Annotated in this window: 15 protein-coding genes; 1 reads left to right on the top strand and 14 read right to left on the bottom strand. The window is 71.8% G+C overall.

Annotation, left to right across the window (positions count from 1 at the left end; genetic code table 11):
• Positions 1-199 precede the first annotated feature (199 nt).
• The 7 genes from ACFZDJ_RS10485 to bldG form a co-directional block, all read right to left on the bottom strand.
• On the bottom strand, positions 200-397 hold the full coding sequence (locus ACFZDJ_RS10485; protein ID WP_168509929.1) for a hypothetical protein: 198 nt from the start codon (positions 395-397) through the stop codon (positions 200-202).
• A gap of 108 nt (positions 398-505) precedes the next feature.
• A complete protein-coding gene (locus ACFZDJ_RS10480; protein WP_391057669.1) occupies positions 506-2,764 on the bottom strand; it encodes a protein kinase in 2,259 nt (752 codons plus the stop codon).
• A 156-nt stretch (positions 2,765-2,920) separates the two neighbouring features.
• Positions 2,921-4,450 carry a methyltransferase gene (locus ACFZDJ_RS10475; protein ID WP_390934262.1) on the bottom strand — a complete coding sequence of 510 codons (1,530 nt, stop codon included), beginning with the start codon at positions 4,448-4,450 and terminating at the stop codon, positions 2,921-2,923.
• A 246-nt stretch (positions 4,451-4,696) separates the two neighbouring features.
• A complete protein-coding gene (locus ACFZDJ_RS10470) occupies positions 4,697-5,281 on the bottom strand; it encodes a small secreted protein (protein ID WP_391057666.1) in 585 nt (194 codons plus the stop codon).
• 212 nt (positions 5,282-5,493) lie between these two features.
• The gene (locus ACFZDJ_RS10465) at positions 5,494-7,899 is read right to left on the bottom strand and encodes a sodium-translocating pyrophosphatase (protein WP_385374964.1); all 2,406 of its coding nucleotides are present in this window, start codon (positions 7,897-7,899) and stop codon (positions 5,494-5,496) included.
• Positions 7,900-8,198: 299 nt separating this feature from the next.
• Positions 8,199-8,633: an ATP-binding protein gene (locus ACFZDJ_RS10460; protein WP_384917650.1), complete on the bottom strand. Its 435-nt coding sequence runs from the start codon at positions 8,631-8,633 to the stop codon at positions 8,199-8,201.
• Positions 8,634-8,749: 116 nt separating this feature from the next.
• Positions 8,750-9,091 (bottom strand): anti-sigma factor antagonist BldG, encoded by a 342-nt coding sequence (bldG, locus tag ACFZDJ_RS10455; RefSeq protein ID WP_010986038.1) that lies wholly within the window; start codon positions 9,089-9,091, stop codon positions 8,750-8,752.
• Positions 9,092-9,171: 80 nt separating this feature from the next.
• On the opposite strand from bldG, the gene ACFZDJ_RS10450 reads away from it, so the two are divergent.
• Complete coding sequence (locus ACFZDJ_RS10450; RefSeq protein WP_384917647.1) at positions 9,172-11,625, top strand: DEAD/DEAH box helicase; 2,454 nt, start codon at positions 9,172-9,174, stop codon at positions 11,623-11,625.
• Here the strand turns inward: ACFZDJ_RS10450 and ACFZDJ_RS10445 are convergent.
• From ACFZDJ_RS10445 to ssd, 7 genes are all read right to left on the bottom strand, one after another.
• Positions 11,591-12,037, bottom strand: coding sequence for an Rv3654c family TadE-like protein (locus tag ACFZDJ_RS10445; RefSeq protein WP_390934260.1), 447 nt, complete (start codon positions 12,035-12,037; stop codon positions 11,591-11,593). The genes ACFZDJ_RS10450 and ACFZDJ_RS10445 overlap by 35 nt on opposite strands.
• Positions 12,034-12,435, bottom strand: a complete 402-nt coding sequence (locus tag ACFZDJ_RS10440; RefSeq protein ID WP_391057662.1) for a TadE family type IV pilus minor pilin — start codon at positions 12,433-12,435, stop codon at positions 12,034-12,036. The genes ACFZDJ_RS10445 and ACFZDJ_RS10440 overlap by 4 nt, the downstream gene beginning before the upstream one ends.
• Positions 12,422-12,628 (bottom strand): DUF4244 domain-containing protein, encoded by a 207-nt coding sequence (locus ACFZDJ_RS10435; protein WP_384917639.1) that lies wholly within the window; start codon positions 12,626-12,628, stop codon positions 12,422-12,424. The genes ACFZDJ_RS10440 and ACFZDJ_RS10435 overlap by 14 nt, the downstream gene beginning before the upstream one ends.
• Before the next feature lie 80 nt (positions 12,629-12,708).
• The gene (locus tag ACFZDJ_RS10430) at positions 12,709-13,491 is read right to left on the bottom strand and encodes a type II secretion system F family protein (protein WP_390934258.1); all 783 of its coding nucleotides are present in this window, start codon (positions 13,489-13,491) and stop codon (positions 12,709-12,711) included.
• Positions 13,488-14,357, bottom strand: coding sequence for a type II secretion system F family protein (locus tag ACFZDJ_RS10425; RefSeq protein ID WP_385374973.1), 870 nt, complete (start codon positions 14,355-14,357; stop codon positions 13,488-13,490). The genes ACFZDJ_RS10430 and ACFZDJ_RS10425 overlap by 4 nt, the downstream gene beginning before the upstream one ends.
• Positions 14,354-15,550: a TadA family conjugal transfer-associated ATPase gene (locus ACFZDJ_RS10420; protein ID WP_390934256.1), complete on the bottom strand. Its 1,197-nt coding sequence runs from the start codon at positions 15,548-15,550 to the stop codon at positions 14,354-14,356. Before ACFZDJ_RS10420 ends, ACFZDJ_RS10425 begins: the two co-directional genes overlap by 4 nt.
• Positions 15,547-16,641 (bottom strand): septum site-determining protein Ssd, encoded by a 1,095-nt coding sequence (ssd, locus tag ACFZDJ_RS10415; protein ID WP_391057657.1) that lies wholly within the window; start codon positions 16,639-16,641, stop codon positions 15,547-15,549. The genes ACFZDJ_RS10420 and ssd overlap by 4 nt, the downstream gene beginning before the upstream one ends.
• Positions 16,642-16,766 lie beyond the last annotated feature (125 nt).

The raw sequence follows: 16,766 nt of genomic DNA, 5'->3' as shown, positions 1-16,766 counted from the left end.
CAGGCCTTGGTCCCGGGGGTCGGGTCATGCTGACGCTGCGGAGTGTGACGGTACATCCCGCCCCCGTGTCAAACGGGAAAAGCCCGCAACGGCCACTCGAACGGTAACCCGACTACCGCCATTCCTGCCGCCCGGAGTGTCCAGCAGCCCTTTCGGGCCTATCCGGAGCGTGACCTACCAGTTACCGGAGGCCCACCTCTCACGCGCGCGTAAAACACCACATCCCCAGTGCCAGCGCACCCGCTCCGGCGACGCCGGAGAGCGTCGCCGATGCGACGCGGTTCACACCGACGGCGACGGGCTCGCCGTGTCGCACCCGCACGGCGGTCCAGACCAGCAGTCCGCCTCCGAACAGGGCGAACACCGTCCCCACGAAGATCGCTGGTCCGCTTTCCATCGATATGTCCTTCCACCCCGGAGCCCCAGGATGGGGAGGCTGCCACTCCCCGGAAGCCGACGTGCGAACCTGCGGTGAACGCCGGGAAGACGGCGCACCATGGACCGCTCAGACCGTGGCGGGGTCGGGTATCCGCTCGCTCGTCCGCGTGCCGTCGACCCGTCTCACGGTGCACACGACTTTGCTGAAACCTTGATTCCATTCCTCCTCACTGGCCAGCCAACCGGAGACGGTGTGCTCCGTGTCGGACGCCCAACTCGACGCGAACTTGTTGGTACAGAGCTTGCCTCCCTGGGCGAGGGCCTTCTTGTAGTCCATGCCCGCCGCGGCCTGCGCGGTGCCGATCACCTGGTCGGTATGCGGCTCGCCGCAGTCCGCCAGGTGAGCATCGAAGCTCTTGTCCTTCTCCGCGTAGTCCCAGCAGTCCCCGGTGCCCATCTGAGTGGGCCACAGATTCACGCCCACGTCCCGGAACCGCCCCACCTCGCCGCCTATCGCGACATGCCGTCCGAGCACGAGACATGCCGTACCGCCCTTGGCCGCACCGAACCCGTCCTTCGTCGGTACGACGGCGTAGACACCCGCGTCGGGCAGGGCGTCGGCCGTCGCCGTGCTCTGGCTGGTGCAGCGCTGCGCGCCATGGGCGAGGGCGTCGGCGTAGTCGTCGGCCGTGTCGACGGCCACGACCTGGCCGTCCGGCCAGTCCTTGGCGCAGTTCACGACGCCCAGGTTGAGCGCCGACTTGAAGGTGGGCCCCGACCAGACCGCCTTCACACAGTCCCCGGCCTGCAACGGCTTGGTGAGGCCCACCTGTTCGCCGTACGGATACACCGGCCCCGTCGGTCCCGACGACGGACTCCCTGTGGGGCGCTTCTTCGCGGACGTGTCCTTCGTGCCCCCGTCGTCACCGGTGAGTGAGACGGCGGCCCAGGTGCCGCCGACGGCCACCAGGAGGACGCCCACGACGAGGGCGACGACGGGGACCAGGGGCCTCTTGCGGCGCGCGGGCGGCCGGGGCGGGCCGGCCGTGGACTGGGTGGGCGCGCCGGTCCCGGCGTACGGATTCCACTCGTACGCGCCGCTGGGGGTGGACGGGCGCCAAGGGCCGTACGGAGGCGGGGCACCGGAAGCCGGTCCGAGCGGGCCGCCGGGGGTGGCCGGGCCGCCGGGTGGAGTGTGCGGAGTGTTGGGGTTGGGCGGGGTGTTGGGGGTGTTCGGGTTGTGCGGGGTCGGGGGCGCACCTGAGGTCTGCGGAACGCCTGAAGTCTGCGAGACACCGGGGATCTGCGGAACGCCTGGAGCCTGCGGAACGCCGGGGATCTGCGGGACGCCCGGGGGCTGCGGGGTTCCCGGAGGCGAGCCGGTGACATATCCGGGTGGCGCCCCGGCGGCATATCCGGGCGACGCCCCCGCCGCATACCCGGGCGACGCCCCCGCGACGTACCCCGGCGGTAGCCCCGCGGGATACCCCGGCGGTGGACCGAACACCCCGCCCGCCGCCGCCTGCACCACCCGCTCAAGCCCCCGCGCGACCGCATCCGGCGACGACCGCCGCAATGGGTCCTTGAGGAGCAGTCCGTGCAGCACTGAGGTCAGTTCGCCGGCGCGGACGGGCGGGGTGGGCTCCTCACCGAGCAGGGCCGTCAGGGTCGCGTACTGACCCGGCCGGTCGAAGGGGCCGCGGCCCTCGACGGCGGCGTACAACGTGGCGCCGAGGGAGAAGAGGTCCGCGGCCGGGGTCGGCGGCTCGCCGCGGGCGCGCTCGGGGGCGAGATAGCCGGGCGTGCCGAGGATGCCGGCGGTGGCGGTGAGCCGGGGCTCGCGGGACTCTGGCTGGAGCGCGATCCCGTAGTCGGTGAGCAGTACACGCGCGTAGGGATCGCCCGAAGAGTCGGGCGCCAGAAGGATGTTGGCCGGTTTCACATCCCTGTGAAGGATCCCGATCCGGTGTCCGGCGGAGAGCGCGTCGAGGACGGCCAGCCCGATCCGGGCGGCCCGGGCGGGCGGCAGCGGTCCCGACTGCCGTACGACCGCCTGCAGATCGACCGCGTCCGGCACGTACTCCATGACGATCCACGGCAGTCCCTCGTGCACCACCACGTCGTGCACGGTGGCCACATGGGGATGCCCGCGCAGACGCGCCGCGTGCCGGGCCTCACTGCGCGCCCGGGCGACGCGCTGCCCATGCTCCGCCGCGTCCATCGGCACGTCCGGCAGCGCGATCTCCTTCATGGAGACCTCGCAGGCCAACTCCGCGTCGTACGCGAGCCACACCCTGCCCATGCCGCCCGCGCCGAGCGTCCGCAGCAGCCGGTACCGGCCGCCGATGATCCTGCCCTCGCCCTGATCCGGCGTCTCCCCCGCCATGGCGCCTCCCCCGAGACAGCGCGCCTCCCCCGAGGACGCATGGAGCTTGTCTCTTGAAGGTAGCTTCGCACGCACCACTGACAGGAGCCCTTTTACCGACCAATCCTGATGAATGTTGCCCAATCCCGCCAGAACAGGCACATGCGGCTCAGCCCTTCACTCCGCGGGCTCGAGGAACCCCTGCTCCACCAGCAGCCGGATCTGCGCGGGCGTACGGTCACGCAGCAACACCGGGTCCTCGCCGACCAATTGGGCGATGGCGTCCAGAATCCGCCCGGCGCTCAGCGTGCCGTCGCACACGCCCGCGAAGCCCGCGCCGACCGTGTCCACCTTGGTGGCCCGGCGCATCCCGCGGTGCTGGCGCAGCACCACGTGCTCCGGGTCCTCGGCGCCGGGCAGCCCGACCTGCTCCTGGACGACCTCGGCCACGAGCCTGAAGTGCCCGGCGAGCAGGGCCGCGTCGTCGCTCGCCCGCAGGTAGTCGACGCGGTCGAAGTGCGCGCGCACGGTCTCGCCGAGCGGCTGCTCGATGGAGTGCGGCCACTCCTCGACCGTGATCGAGGGCTCGGCGGCCGCCGTTCTGCGCAGCGTGATCCATCCGAAGCCGACGGCCTTGACCTTGCGGGCCTCGAACTCGTCCAGCCAGGCGTCGTACCGCGCCTGGTACTCGGCGGGGTCGTCGCGGTGGTCGCCCGCGTCGCGCAGCCACAACTCCGCGTACTGCGTGACGTCCTGCACCTCGCGCTGCACGATCCAGGCGTCACAGCCGCGCGGCACCCAGGAGCGCAGCCGGTCCTGCCACTCCTCGCCCTCCACGTGCTGCCAGTTGGCCAGGAACTGCGCGTACCCCCCGTCGCTGAGCCGGTCTCCCGCCTGCTGAACGAGCGTGCGGCACAGATCGTCCCCGCCCATCCCGCCGTCGCGATAGGTGAGCCGGGCGCCGGGCGAGATCACGAAGGGCGGGTTCGAGACGATCAGGTCGTACGTCTCGTCGTCCGCGATCGGTTCGAAGAGGGAGCCCTCACGCAGATCGGCCGCCGGGGCACCGGAGAGCGCGAGGGTGAGCGCGGTGATGTGCAGGGCGCGCGGGTTGAGGTCGGTCGCGGTCACGCGCGTGGCGTGCTGCGCGGCGTGCAGGGCCTGGATCCCGGAGCCGGTGCCGAGGTCGAGCGCGGAGGAGACGGGCGTACGGACGGTGATACCGGCCAGGGTCGTGGACGCGCCGCCCACACCGAGGACGACGCCCTCCTCGCGGCTGCCGATGCCGCCCGCGCCGCCGACGGCACACCCCAGGTCGGACACGATGAACCAGTCCTCGCCGCTGGGCCCGCCGTACGGCCGGATGTCCACGGTCGCGGCGATCTCGTCCGCGCCCGCCCGGGTCAGCCAGCCGCTCGCCAGGCAGTCCTCCACCGGCAGCACGTCCGCCACGCGCGCGTACGGCACGGGCTGCTGGAGCAGGAACAGCCGTACGAGCGTCTCCAGCGGTGTGTCCCCGCGGGTCGCCCGGAGCGCGGGCACGGTCTCGCTGCGCGCCAGCGCCGCGTACGCCGGAGCGCCGAGCAGGTCGAGCAGGCCGTCGGCGGTGAAGGAGGCGCCGAGCAGGGCGTCCCGCAGCCGAGCGGCGACGGCGACGCGGTCGGACGAGGGCAACGGTGACAGGCTGGTGTGACTCACGTCCCCCATTGTGTCCGTTCCCGCCGAAAGGGACGTACACCTGTGGACAGAGCCCGTGCCAATACGGACAAGCCCGCACGAGGACTCGTGGGGGCTTGCGCCGGGAGCCGTGGGCCGTGCGTCGTCGGGAGTCGTGGGCTTGCGCCGAGAGCCGTAGGGCACGCGCCACGGGCCCGGTACGCGCGCGTACCGGGCTCTTTCCGGGTGACGGGACGGACCCCGCTCTGCGGTCGCTCCGCGGTCGTTCTCCGGGGGTCAGCCCTGGGTGGTCGCCGGCGGGGCGGAGGCGGAGGCGGACTTGCAGCTCACCTGCTTGGCCATCGCCTTGCCGACGTCGCCCGCTTCGAGCTCCTTCAGGGCGTCGGTCCCGGTCTTGCTGAGCTTCTCCAGCTGCTTGGCGACACCGTCGAGACCGTCCGCGAACTTCGCCTGGTCCTTCGTGTTCAGCGCGTCGGACTGCTTCCCCAGATCGGCGTAGGAGGCGGAGAGGGCGTTGAGCTCCTTGACCGCGTTCTCCTGCTTGGTCTTGCCGCTGTCCACGTCCGGCGGGCCGGCCTTCTCGATGGCGGCCGCCATTGCCTTGTAGGCGTCGGAGATGTCCTGGAAGCCCTTGGAGTCGGCCTTCTGCACGTCCGCCGGTGCGCTCTGGTCCGTGGTCTCCTTCTGGATCGCGGTGTTGGCGGCCGCGATCTTCTGGACCTGCGGCTGCACCGCGTCACAGACCTGCTTGGCCCAGGGGTCCAGCTTGTCGTCCTTGCTACTACTACCGCTGCTGCATGCCGACAGCGCCAGCACCAGTACCGCACCGCCGGACAGTGCGGCCGTGAGCTTCTTGTTCACCGGATTGGTCCCTTCCGTGGCTCTCGGCCCCGGAACTTACACGCCGCATGAGTGTCGCCCCCATGGCGAATTTCCGATTTAGTCTCTATTGCAGCCATTTGCTCCACGCGAGAGAAGGCTCACGACACAGGTGTGAACGCACACGAACGACGGGCGGACGGCACGTCGCTGCGTGCCGCCCGCCCGTGGGGACCTGCCCAAAGACCCGAACGCTACGAAACCACCGCGGCGTCGTGAGACTTGGACACTCGTTCCGCGTTGCCTTCGTCACCCACGGCGATCCCGCGCCGCTTGGAGATGTACACCGCGCCCACGATCACGAGGATCGAGAGCACCGCGATCAGGATGCGCATACCGAGGTTCTTGTCGTTGCCGTACGAGAACTTCACGACCGCGGGTGCGATCAGCAGCGCCACCAGGTTCATCACCTTGAGGAGCGGGTTGATCGCGGGGCCCGCGGTGTCCTTGAAGGGGTCGCCGACGGTGTCGCCGATCACCGTGGCGGCATGGGCCTCGCTGCCCTTGCCACCGTGGTGGCCGTCCTCGACGAGTTTCTTCGCGTTGTCCCACGCACCTCCGGAGTTGGCGAGGAAGACCGCCATCAGCGTGCCGGTGCCGATCGCGCCCGCCAGATACGAACCGAGCGCGCCGACGCCGAGCGTGAAGCCGATGGCGATGGGCGCCAGGACGGCGAGCAGACCCGGAGTGGCCAGCTCCCGCAGGGCGTCCTTGGTGCAGATGTCGACGACCCGCCCGTACTCCGGCTTCTCCGTGTAGTCCATGATCCCGGGGTGCTCGCGGAACTGCCGCCGCACCTCGTAGACCACGGCCCCCGCGGACCGCGAGACAGCGTTGATCGCCAACCCCGAGAACAGGAAGACGACCGCCGCGCCCGCGATCAGGCCCACCAGGTTGTTGGGCTGCGAGATGTCCATCATCAGGTTCAGTGGCGCGCCGGGCCCGGAGACCTTCTCGCCCACGTCGTTCGCGGCCGTGAGGATCGCGTCCCGGTACGAGCCGAAGAGCGCCGAGGCCGCGAGGACGGCCGTGGCGATGGCGATGCCCTTGGTGATGGCCTTGGTGGTGTTGCCCACGGCGTCCAGGTCGGTGAGCACCTGGGCACCCGCGCCCGCCACGTCGCCGGACATCTCGGCGATGCCCTGCGCGTTGTCGGAGACCGGACCGAAGGTGTCCATGGCGACGATGACGCCGACCGTGGTGAGCAGACCGGTTCCGGCGAGCGCCACCGCGAACAGCGCCAGGATGATCGACGTACCGCCGAGCAGGAAGGCCCCGTAGACGCCGAGGCCGATCAGCAGGGCGGTGTAGACGGCCGATTCCAGACCGATGGAGATACCGGCCAGGACGACGGTGGCCGCGCCGGTGAGCGAGCTCTTGCCGATGTCCCGTACGGGACGACGGGTGGTCTCGGTGAAGTAGCCGGTCAGCTGCTGGATGAGGGCGGCGAGCACGATGCCGATGGCCACCGCGACGACCGCGAGGATCCGCGGGTCGCCGTCCTTGGCCCTGATCGCCGCGTCCGTGACGCCGTCGAGGTCGGCGTACTTCCCCGGCAGGTAGACGAAGACGGCCGCCGCCACCAGCACCAACGAGATCACCGCGGAGATGAAGAAGCCGCGGTTGATCGCGGACATGCCGCTGCGGTCGGAGCGCCGGGGTGCCACCGCGAAGATGCCGACCATCGCGGTGAGGACGCCGATCGCGGGCACGATCAGCGGGAAGGCGAGCCCGGCGTCGCCGAACGCCGCCTTGCCGAGGATCAGCGCGGCGACGAGCGTGACGGCGTACGACTCGAAGAGGTCCGCGGCCATGCCGGCGCAGTCGCCGACGTTGTCGCCCACGTTGTCGGCGATGGTCGCGGCATTGCGCGGATCGTCCTCCGGAATGCCCTGCTCGACCTTGCCGACCAGGTCGGCGCCGACGTCGGCGGCCTTGGTGAAGATGCCGCCGCCGACACGCATGAACATGGCGATCAGCGCCGCGCCGAGACCGAAGCCCTCCAGGACCTTCGGCGCGTCGGCCGCGTACACCAGCACCACACAGGAGGCGCCCAGCAGACCGAGCCCCACCGTGAACATGCCGACGACGCCGCCGGTACGAAAAGCGATCTTCATGGCTTTGTGCGAGACGGCGGTGAGATCCTTTTCGGGTTCACCCTCGGCCGGAGTCGCTTCCCTTGCCGCGGCGGCCACGCGGACGTTGCTGCGCACGGCGAGCCACATACCGATATATCCGGTGGTCGCCGAGAACGCCGCGCCGATCAGGAAGAAGATCGATCGTCCGGCGCGCTGATTCCAGTCGTCCGCGGGCAGCAGCATGAGCAGGAAGAACACCACGACGGCGAATACACCGAGCGTGCGCATCTGCCGCCCCAGGTAGGCGTTCGCGCCTTCCTGGATGGCCGTCGCGATCTTCTTCATGCTGTCGGTGCCCTCGCCTGCCGCGAGCACTTGCCGTACCAGCACCCCGGCGACCGCCAGGGCCGCCAGGGCCACGGCACCGATGACCATCACGATCAAGCGATTGTCATTGGTCAGTACTGCGGATGCGAAGGTTGTGGGATGGTCAAACTGATGAGGGGTAGAAAGCCCCGCCATTCGTCCTCCTTGACGCCTGTGCTGAGCTCAAGATGTGGACGGATTGTAGGTACCGGAACCTGATCAAAACAGTGCCCGGTAAGCGGAATTCGCCTTCACATGCCGATCAGCAAATGATCGACGGGCATCCATGGAACCCAAAAGAAGTAATGCCCTAAAAGCGTTGACGCTTGATCCAATAATCGCGTGATTGATCGTGAATGAATTCACGAAAAGGCCGGGCCGGACCCCGTCCGGAAGCGGGCATACAAAAAGGGCCCTGCTCAGCAGGGCCCTTCGAGTGTGTTGCGGGGGTGCGATCAGGGAACGAGCGCGGCCGGCGGCGTGGTCGGCCAGCTCATCTTGATCAGTCCACCGTGCTCACCGGCGGTGACTTCGACATCGTCGACGAGGCCACTGATGACCGCGAGGCCCATCTCGTCCTCCTCGGCATCCATGTCCGGATCACCCGACCCACCGGGTGCCGTCTCACCGGGCGCCGAACGCGGCGCCTCGTCGCCGACCTCGATGGAGAACTGCTTCTCCTCCTCGATCAGCTTCACCTGCACCGGCGCCGAGATGCCGTTGCTCTGGTGCAGTCCGACGGCACGAGTACAGGCCTCGCCGACGGCGAGTCTGACCTCGTCGAGGACGGCCTCGTCCACTCCGGCCCTGCGCGCCACCGCTGCCGCCACCAGTCGGGCGGTCCTGACGTGCTCGGGCAGCGCGCTGAAGCGGAGTTCAACGGTGGCCATGCATCCCCCTCAACTACGGGCGTGCTGTCAGGGGGCCGGGCCGCCGAGGCCCGGTCCTCCGTCCATTGCTTCTACCGTCTCGGACGCCACATCACTCGTGAGGCCCGGGTACGGGGTCAGTCGGTGGCCGCTACCGCTTCCTCGACCGAGGTGTGGATGGGGAACACCTTGGTGAGACCGGTGATGCGGAAGATCTTCAGAATGCGCTCCTGGTTGCAGACCAGTCGCAGCGAGCCCTCATGGGCACGCACTCGCTTCAGGCCGCCCACCAGCACGCCGAGCCCGGTGGAGTCGAGGAAGTCCACGCCCTCCATGTCGACGACAAGGTGAAAATTGCCGTCGTTCACCAGCTCGACCAACTGCTCGCGCAGCTTGGGCGCGGTATATACATCGATTTCGCCACCGACCTCGACGACCGTACGATCGCCGACGGTACGGGTCGACAGGGACAGGTCCACGGATCCTCCAGCACCTTGCTATCGAGCGGTCATCCCAAGGGACACCTCGGCAGAGCCCCCGGGACGGTTCGCCAGCCGCGATGGCATTCAATCACTTACCGGCAGGCGTGCACGACGCCTTGGCCCCATTGTCCGTCACGCCAGTGACACACTCGGTGCCGATGGCCAAGAATCACCGATCCGATCGACCCTCGACGGACACCGCTTCCCGCCCCGATCCGGGCGCGGTCCTTGACCGGCTCGCCTCCGGGCCGAGCCGGGCTTCGCGCATCACTCATACGGAGCACTTGCCCCCGCGGGCGGGTCGCCATGCAGTCTGGCCCGACCGGATCCGTCCAGAGGTCATCGCCGCGGTGCAGGCCGCGGGCATCGAGCACCCCTGGGCCCACCAGGCACTGGCCGCCGAGCACGCCCTGGACGGCGACTCCGTGATCGTCGCCACCGGCACCGCCTCGGGAAAGTCCCTGGCGTACCTCACACCGGTCCTGACGGCCCTCCTGGACGGCTCCGAGGCTCCGAACGGCCGGGGGGCCACCGCGCTCTATCTGGCCCCCACAAAGGCCCTTGCAGCCGATCAGCGCCGTTCGGTGAAGGAACTTTCACAACCTTTGGGCAATGCGGTTCGCCCAGCCGTGTACGACGGCGATACTCCGTTCGAGGAACGCGAGTGGGTACGGCAGTACGCCAACTACGTCCTGACCAACCCCGACATGCTGCACCGCGGGATATTGCCCTCCCACCCCCGCTGGTCCTCCTTCCTCCGCGCCCTGAAGTACGTCGTCATCGACGAGGTCCACACCTACCGCGGCGTCTTCGGCTCCCACGTGGCCCAGGTACTGCGCAGGCTGCGCCGTCTGTGCGCCCGCTACGGCTCCTCCCCGGTCTTCCTGCTGGCCTCCGCGACCGCCGCGGAGCCCTCGGTCGCCGCCCGTCGGCTGACCGGCCTCCCGGTCGTCGAGATCGCCGACGACGCCTCCCCTCGCGGCGAACTCGTGTTCGCCCTCTGGGAGCCCCCGCTCACCGAGCTGCACGGCGAGAAGGGAGCACCCGTTCGGCGTACCGCCACCGCCGAGACGGCCGACCTCCTCACCGACCTGACCCTCCAGGGCGTGCGCTCCGTCGCCTTCGTACGGTCCCGCCGCGGCGCCGAGCTGATCGCGGTGATCGCCCAGGAGCGTCTCGCCGAGATCGACCGCTCACTGGCCCGGCGCGTCGCCGCCTACCGCGGCGGCTACCTCCCCGAGGAACGCCGCGCTCTGGAGCGCGCCCTGCACTCCGGCGAACTCCTCGGCCTCGCCGCCACCACCGCCCTCGAACTCGGCGTCGACGTCTCCGGCCTGGACGCCGTCGTCATCGCGGGCTACCCGGGGACTCGGGCCTCCCTGTGGCAGCAGGCGGGCCGCGCCGGCCGCTCGGGGCAGGGCGCACTCGCCGTCCTCGTCGCCCGCGACGACCCGCTGGACACATTCCTCGTGCACCACCCCGAGGCCCTGTTCGACCAGCCGGTGGAATCCACCGTCCTCGACCCCGACAACCCGTACGTCCTCGCCCCGCACCTGTGCGCCGCCGCCTCCGAGATCCCCCTCACCGAAGAGGATCTGGAGCTCTTCGGCCCGGCCGCCGCGGATCTGCTGCCGCAGCTGGAGGCCGCGAAGCTGCTTCGCCGGCGGACGACGGCGTGGCACTGGACCCGTCGGGAGCGGGCCGCCGACCTGACCGACATCCGCGGCGAGGGCGGCAGTCCGGTGCAGATCGTCGAGGCCGGCACCGGGCGGCTGCTCGGCACGGTCGACGCGGGCTCCGCGCACACCACGGTCCACGAGGGCGCGGTCCACCTCCACCAGGGCCGTACGTACCTGGTGAAGCACCTGGACCTGGAGGACTCCGTCGCCCTGGTCGAGGAGGCCAACCCGCCGTATTCGACGGTCGCCCGCGACACGACGTCCATCTCCGTCCTGGAGACGGACACCGAAGTCCCCTGGGGCGAGGGCCGGTTGTGCTACGGCTCCGTCGAAGTCACCAACCAGGTCGTCTCCTTCCTGCGTCGTCGTGTCATCACCGGTGAAGTGCTGGGCGAGTCGAAACTCGACCTCCCTCCTCGTACGCTCCGCACGCGCGCCGTGTGGTGGACGGTCACCGAGGACCAGCTGGACGCGGCCCGGATCAGCCCGGAGATCCTCGGCGGCGCCCTGCACGCCGCCGAGCACGCGTCGATCGGCATGCTCCCGCTGTTCGCCACCTGCGACCGCTGGGACATCGGCGGCGTGTCCATCCCGCTGCACCCGGACACGCTCCTGCCCACGGTCTTCGTCTACGACGGCCACCCGGGCGGCGCGGGCTTCGCGGAGCGCGCATTCCACACCGCCCGCGCCTGGCTCACCGCCACCCGGCAGGCCATCGCATCCTGCGAGTGCGAGGCCGGCTGCCCGTCCTGCATCCAGTCCCCCAAGTGCGGCAACGGGAACGAGCCGCTGCACAAACGGGGCGCTGTGCGGCTGCTCACGGAGCTGCTGCGGGGGGCGCCGGAGGGCTAGGCCCCGGCTCCTGCGGTCTCGCGGGACCGGCTCTGGACCTGACCTCCACGTCGAAGGGTCCGGCGCCCGACGCGGCCGTGACGTCCGAGATCTCGCCCTCCACGGCGCACCGCACCAGCCGGGCCCGCTGGGCCCGCGCCACCCGGTCCGCCTGGGCGCAGGCCGCGGTGCCGCCGTCCGCCCAGTGGTCCGCCGCGGCGAGCGCGGCCAGGTCGGCCGCCCCCGCCGCGCGGTGCCGGACCACGACCGCCTGTCCCATGGCCAGGACGGCCCCGAACACGACACACAGCACGGCGATCGCCCCGACGGTCCAGACGGTGGCCGATCCTCTGTCCGAGCAACGGGTCCGGTAGGTGTGCCATCTGTTCCAAGCGGCCGTCCCCGCGACGTGACCGCGGCTCCAGACCCTCATCCCCTCACCACCCCCACCGTCTCCTCCGCCAGTGCCACGGCCTCGTCGCTCAGCTCCAGCGACAGTCCCTCCGGTCCCGGCGCGCTCGCCTTGACCGTGACCCGGACGAGGCCGCCCTCGCGGGTCACGGTGACCCTGGCGCCGCGCGGTGCCGCGCGGCGGGTCGTCGCCACCACCGTGTCCGGCGGGTCCTGGCGGGCCGCCGCACGGGCACCCGCCCTGGCCGCGTCCACGCACTGGATCTGCGCCGAAGCGGCGAGCAGGGCCCAGACCAGCGCCATTCCGACGAGCACCAGAGAGGGCAGCACCACGGCGGCCTCGGCGGTCACGAATCCCCGGTCCCGGCTCCGGCTTCGGTGCCAGCCCCAACCCGCCGTCCCGCGTTCACATCGGGGCATTGAGCGCCCGCCCCACGATGTCCTGCAACTCCGCGCCGACCTGGCCGCTCGTCACCACCTTGTAGAGCACCGCCGCGAAAGCCACCGCCGCGAGGACACCCACCGCGTACTCGGAGGTGACCATTCCCGCGTCCCCGCGCACCGCCAGACCCAGCAGCCACGCCCGCATCCGTACGCCCACCGTCTTGCACATCTCAACCCCCGTAAGGTTCGAACCTGTTGATCGTCCGTCGTTCAGCTGATCGTCCGTTGCTCAGCCCAAGCCGTAGCCCGTCATCCGCCACCCCCTCCCAGCACCCCGTCCGCCAGCCCGATCACCACGGGCAGGACGCCCATCGCGAGGAACGCGGGAAGAAAGCACAGCCCCACGGGCGCGGTGACCATGACGGCCGCCCGACGCGCCCGCGCCGTCGCGGTGCGGCCCCGCTCGGCGCGGGCCTCCATGGCGAGCCGCCCGACCGGCACGGCAGCCGGTACACCCGACTCGCCCGCCCGTTCCAGCAGTCGCGCCAGCGCCCCCGCGCCCGGGAGCGACGCCAACCTCCGCCATGCCTCGGCCGGTTCGCCCCCGAGCCGTACCTCCGCCGCGCCCCGCGCGAGCCGCTCCCCCACCGGTCCGCCCAGGGCCTCGCCCACCGCCTGCGCCGCGACCACGGGGTCCGCCCCCGCCGCGATACAGGCCGCGACCAGGTCGGCCGCCAGGGGGAGTTGCCGGGCGGCCAGTGCCGCGTCGTACTCCTCCACCGGTCCCGGTCTGCGACGCCGCCGCCACCGCCAGGCCCCGAAGCCGGCCAGCAGCCCCACCACAACCCCGGCAAGACCGCCGACCAGCACCCCGCCGGCGCACACCGCGCCCGCCACCGGCAGCCACCGCCGCACGACGTCCCGGACCGCGAAGCGCCGCTTCTCGGGTGTCCTCTCCAGGGCCAGCAGGTCGGTCAGCCTTCTGCGCGCCCGTCGCTCACGCCGCGCCGCACCGAGCGCCCGGGGCAGCCACCCCAGCGCGAGCGCTCCGCACACAAGCGCCCCCAGCCTGTGGACAACTTCCGTGTTCACGCCGCCTCCGCTCCCCTCACGATGCGCAGCGCCCACCACAGCCCCACGCCCTCCAGCACCCCTCCGACCACCAGACAGCCCAGGCCCGGCCCGCTGTGCAGCAGCACGTGCAGCGGATCGGCGCCCAGCGCGGCGCCGAGCAGAAGGCCCATGACGGGCAGTCCCGCGAGCATCACCGCCGTGGATCGCGATCCCGCCAATTGGGCTCGCAGGTCGGCCCGTTGGTCCCGCTCCGCGCACAGGGCCCCTTCCAGGCGGTCGAGTCCCGCCGCCAGGCCCGCGCCCCGGTCCACCGCCACCCGCCAACACGCGGCGAGCCCCACCAGCCCGTCGGCCCCCGGCTGCCGTGCCGCGTCGGTGAGCGCGCCCGGCACATCACCGCCGAACCGCGCCGCCGCCAGCACCACCGCCTGGGCCTCGCCGAGGCCGCCCGAGTCGCGCGCGGCTCTCCGCAGTGCCTCGCCCGGCTGATGCCCGGCCCGCACCTCGCCGGCCAGCGCCCCGCACAGGGCGATCACCGCCTCACCCCGCTGCTCCCCCGCGCGCCGCGCCTCCCCGGCCCGCCGTACTCGGCGGAGCAGCGGCATCCCGGCCGCCCCGAGGAACAGCGGCACCACGGACGCACCCAGTACCGCGATCACCAACCCGGCGACCAGCGACCACCCTTCGGGGCGCAGCCGCCCGCGCAGCCGCCGCCACTCGGCCCGTGCCCGCTCCCACGCCGGCGGTCCGGTGGCCACGACCCCGCCAGCAGCGCACAGCAGCCGCGCCCTGCGCGCGCCCGCGTCCCACCCGCCCATCAACCAGGCCGCCGCCCCGGCACACGCCATGGCCGCCCCCACCGAGATGTCACCGACCCCCGTCATCGCAGCCCACTCCCCTCGGTCCCGTCCCGGAGCAGCCCCCGCAGCCGCTCCCACCCCCGCTCATACGCGAACGCCTCCGTGCCCCACCGCAGCGCGGGCACCGTCACCACCAGCCCCGTCGCATCGCGCTCCAGGACATGCACCTCGGCGATCCGCCGCCGCCCGGCCCGGTCCCGTACGAGATGCAGGACCACGGACAGCGCCGCCGCCAGCTGACTGTGCAGCGCCGCCCTGTCGAGCCCTGCCGCCGTGCCCAGGGCCTCCAGACGGGCCGGTACCTGCGCCGCCGCATTCGCGTGCACCGTTCCGCAGCCGCCCTCGTGGCCTGTGTTGAGCGCCGCCAGGAGCGACACGACCTCCGGTCCGCGCACCTCCCCGACCACCAGTCGGTCCGGTCGCATGCGCAGGGCCTGACGGACCAGGTCCTGCAGCGCCACGAGTCCGACGCCCTCCTGATTGGCTGGCCGCCCCTCCAGACGCACCACATGGGGATGGTCGGGCCGCAGCTCCGCCGAGTCCTCGGCCAGCACGATCCGCTCCCCGGGACCGACCAACCCCAGCAGCGCGCTCAGCAGGGTCGTCTTGCCGCTTCCGGTGCCGCCGCTGATCAGGAACGACAGCCGGGCGTCCAGCAGGGCTCTGAGCACCCGGTCCCCGCTCGGCGGGACTGTCCCCGCCGCCATTAACTCGTCGAGGGTGAACGCACGCGGCCGTACGACCCGCAGCGACAGGCAGGTGGAGCCGACGGCCACCGGGGGCAGTACCGCGTGCAGTCGGGTGCCGTCCGGAAGCCGGGCGTCGACCCAGGGCCGGGCGTCGTCGAGCCTTCGCCCGGCCACGGCCGCGAGGCGCTGCGCGAGACGTCGTACGGCCGACGTGTCCGGAAAGGAGACGCTCGTCAGTTCCAGGCCACCGCCCCGGTCCACCCACACCCGGTCCGGCGCGGACACCAGGACGTCGGTCACCGACGGGTCGGCGAGCAGCGGCTCCAGCGGCCCACTGCCGACCAGCTCGGAGCGCAACCGCTCGGCGGCGCCGAGGACTTCGGCGTCTCCGAGCACTCGCCCCTGCTCGCGCAGGGCCTGTGCCACGCGCGCGGGAGTCGGCTCCGACCCGCTCTCGGCGAGCCACTGCCGTACGCCGTCCAGCAGTCCCGTTCCGGTCCCCGCGCCCGTGCCCGCCTCCCAGCTCATACGCCCCCGCCTTCCACCGGAACCCGCGCCCAGAAGGCCGTGCAGAACCGGGCGAGCGGCCCCCGCGACGCTCCCCCGGGCGGCACGCCGGTGTCTGGCGGCGTGGATTCCGCGGGCACCTCGCCGACCAGCGGCAGTCCGAGCAGGCGGGCCACTTCGCGGTCGTCGAGCCCCGGCGCGTAGGGGCCGCGGACCGCGACGCGCAGGTCGCGCAGGACCATGCCGACCACGGACGCCACCCGTTTGGCCGCCGCGACGCCGCGCAGATCGGCGGGGACCACCAGCAGCCCGAGGTCGAGCTGGGCGAGGGCTTCCGCGACGCCTTCGTCGACGCGGCGGGGCAGGTCGACGACCACGGTGCCGCCGCGCCGTCTGGCGGCGGCCAGGACCGCGCGGACGGCCTGCGCCGGGATGGTGACGCAGTCGCCGCGGTCCCAGCTGAGGACGCGCAGCGCGTGCAGTGCGGGAAGGGACTCCTCCAGGGCACCGCCGCCGACCCTGCCGCGGGAGGCGGCGAACGCCGGCCAGCGCAGGCCTTCGGCGGCCTCTCCGCCCAGGAGTACGTCGAGTCCGCCACCCAGAGGATCCGCGTCCACGAGCAGGGTGCGGCGTCCCTCGCGCGCAGAGGTGACGGCGAGCGCGCAGGCCAGCGTGGAGGCTCCGGCCCCGCCGCGGCCGCCGATCACGCCGACGGTGAGCGCGGGGCGGCCGACTCCTTCGGCCACGTCGGCGATGCGGTCGACGAGCCACTGCTCGCCGTCCGGAAGCATCAGGACGTGGTCGGCTCCGATCTCGACAGCCCGTTTCCAGACGCCGGAGTCGTCCTGGTCCCGGCCGACCAGCACCACTCCGCGTCGGCGCGCCGCTCCGCGCACGCGCCGCGCCGCGTCGTCGCCGACCAGGACGAGCGGTGCCGCCTCCCAGCTGCCGCGGCCCTCGGGCACCCCGTGGTGAACCTCCGGCCTCGCGCCCGCCGCGGCGCACAGGCGCAGCAGGTCGTCGAGGAGTTCGGCGTCCTCCGTGACGATCAATGGTCCGCCCTGCCGCCCGTCGGCGGCGGGCGGCAGGTCGTGTGTGATGGCTCCCGCCACGATCTCCAGCCCCCTTCGCTGCTCCTTGCGCGGAGCTCGCAAGGTCCTCTGCGGACCCGCGATTCCCGCTCGTGTGAAGAACCGGCAAGCGGCCTCCATATGAACGGCCGATACGAACCGGCCAA

It is taken from the genome of Streptomyces sp. NPDC007896, assembly GCF_042959425.1.
GTDB lineage: Bacteria > Actinomycetota > Actinomycetes > Streptomycetales > Streptomycetaceae > Streptomyces.
The sequence above is the reverse complement of the archived record's forward strand: the minus strand, read 5'-3'. Positions and strand labels throughout refer to the sequence as shown.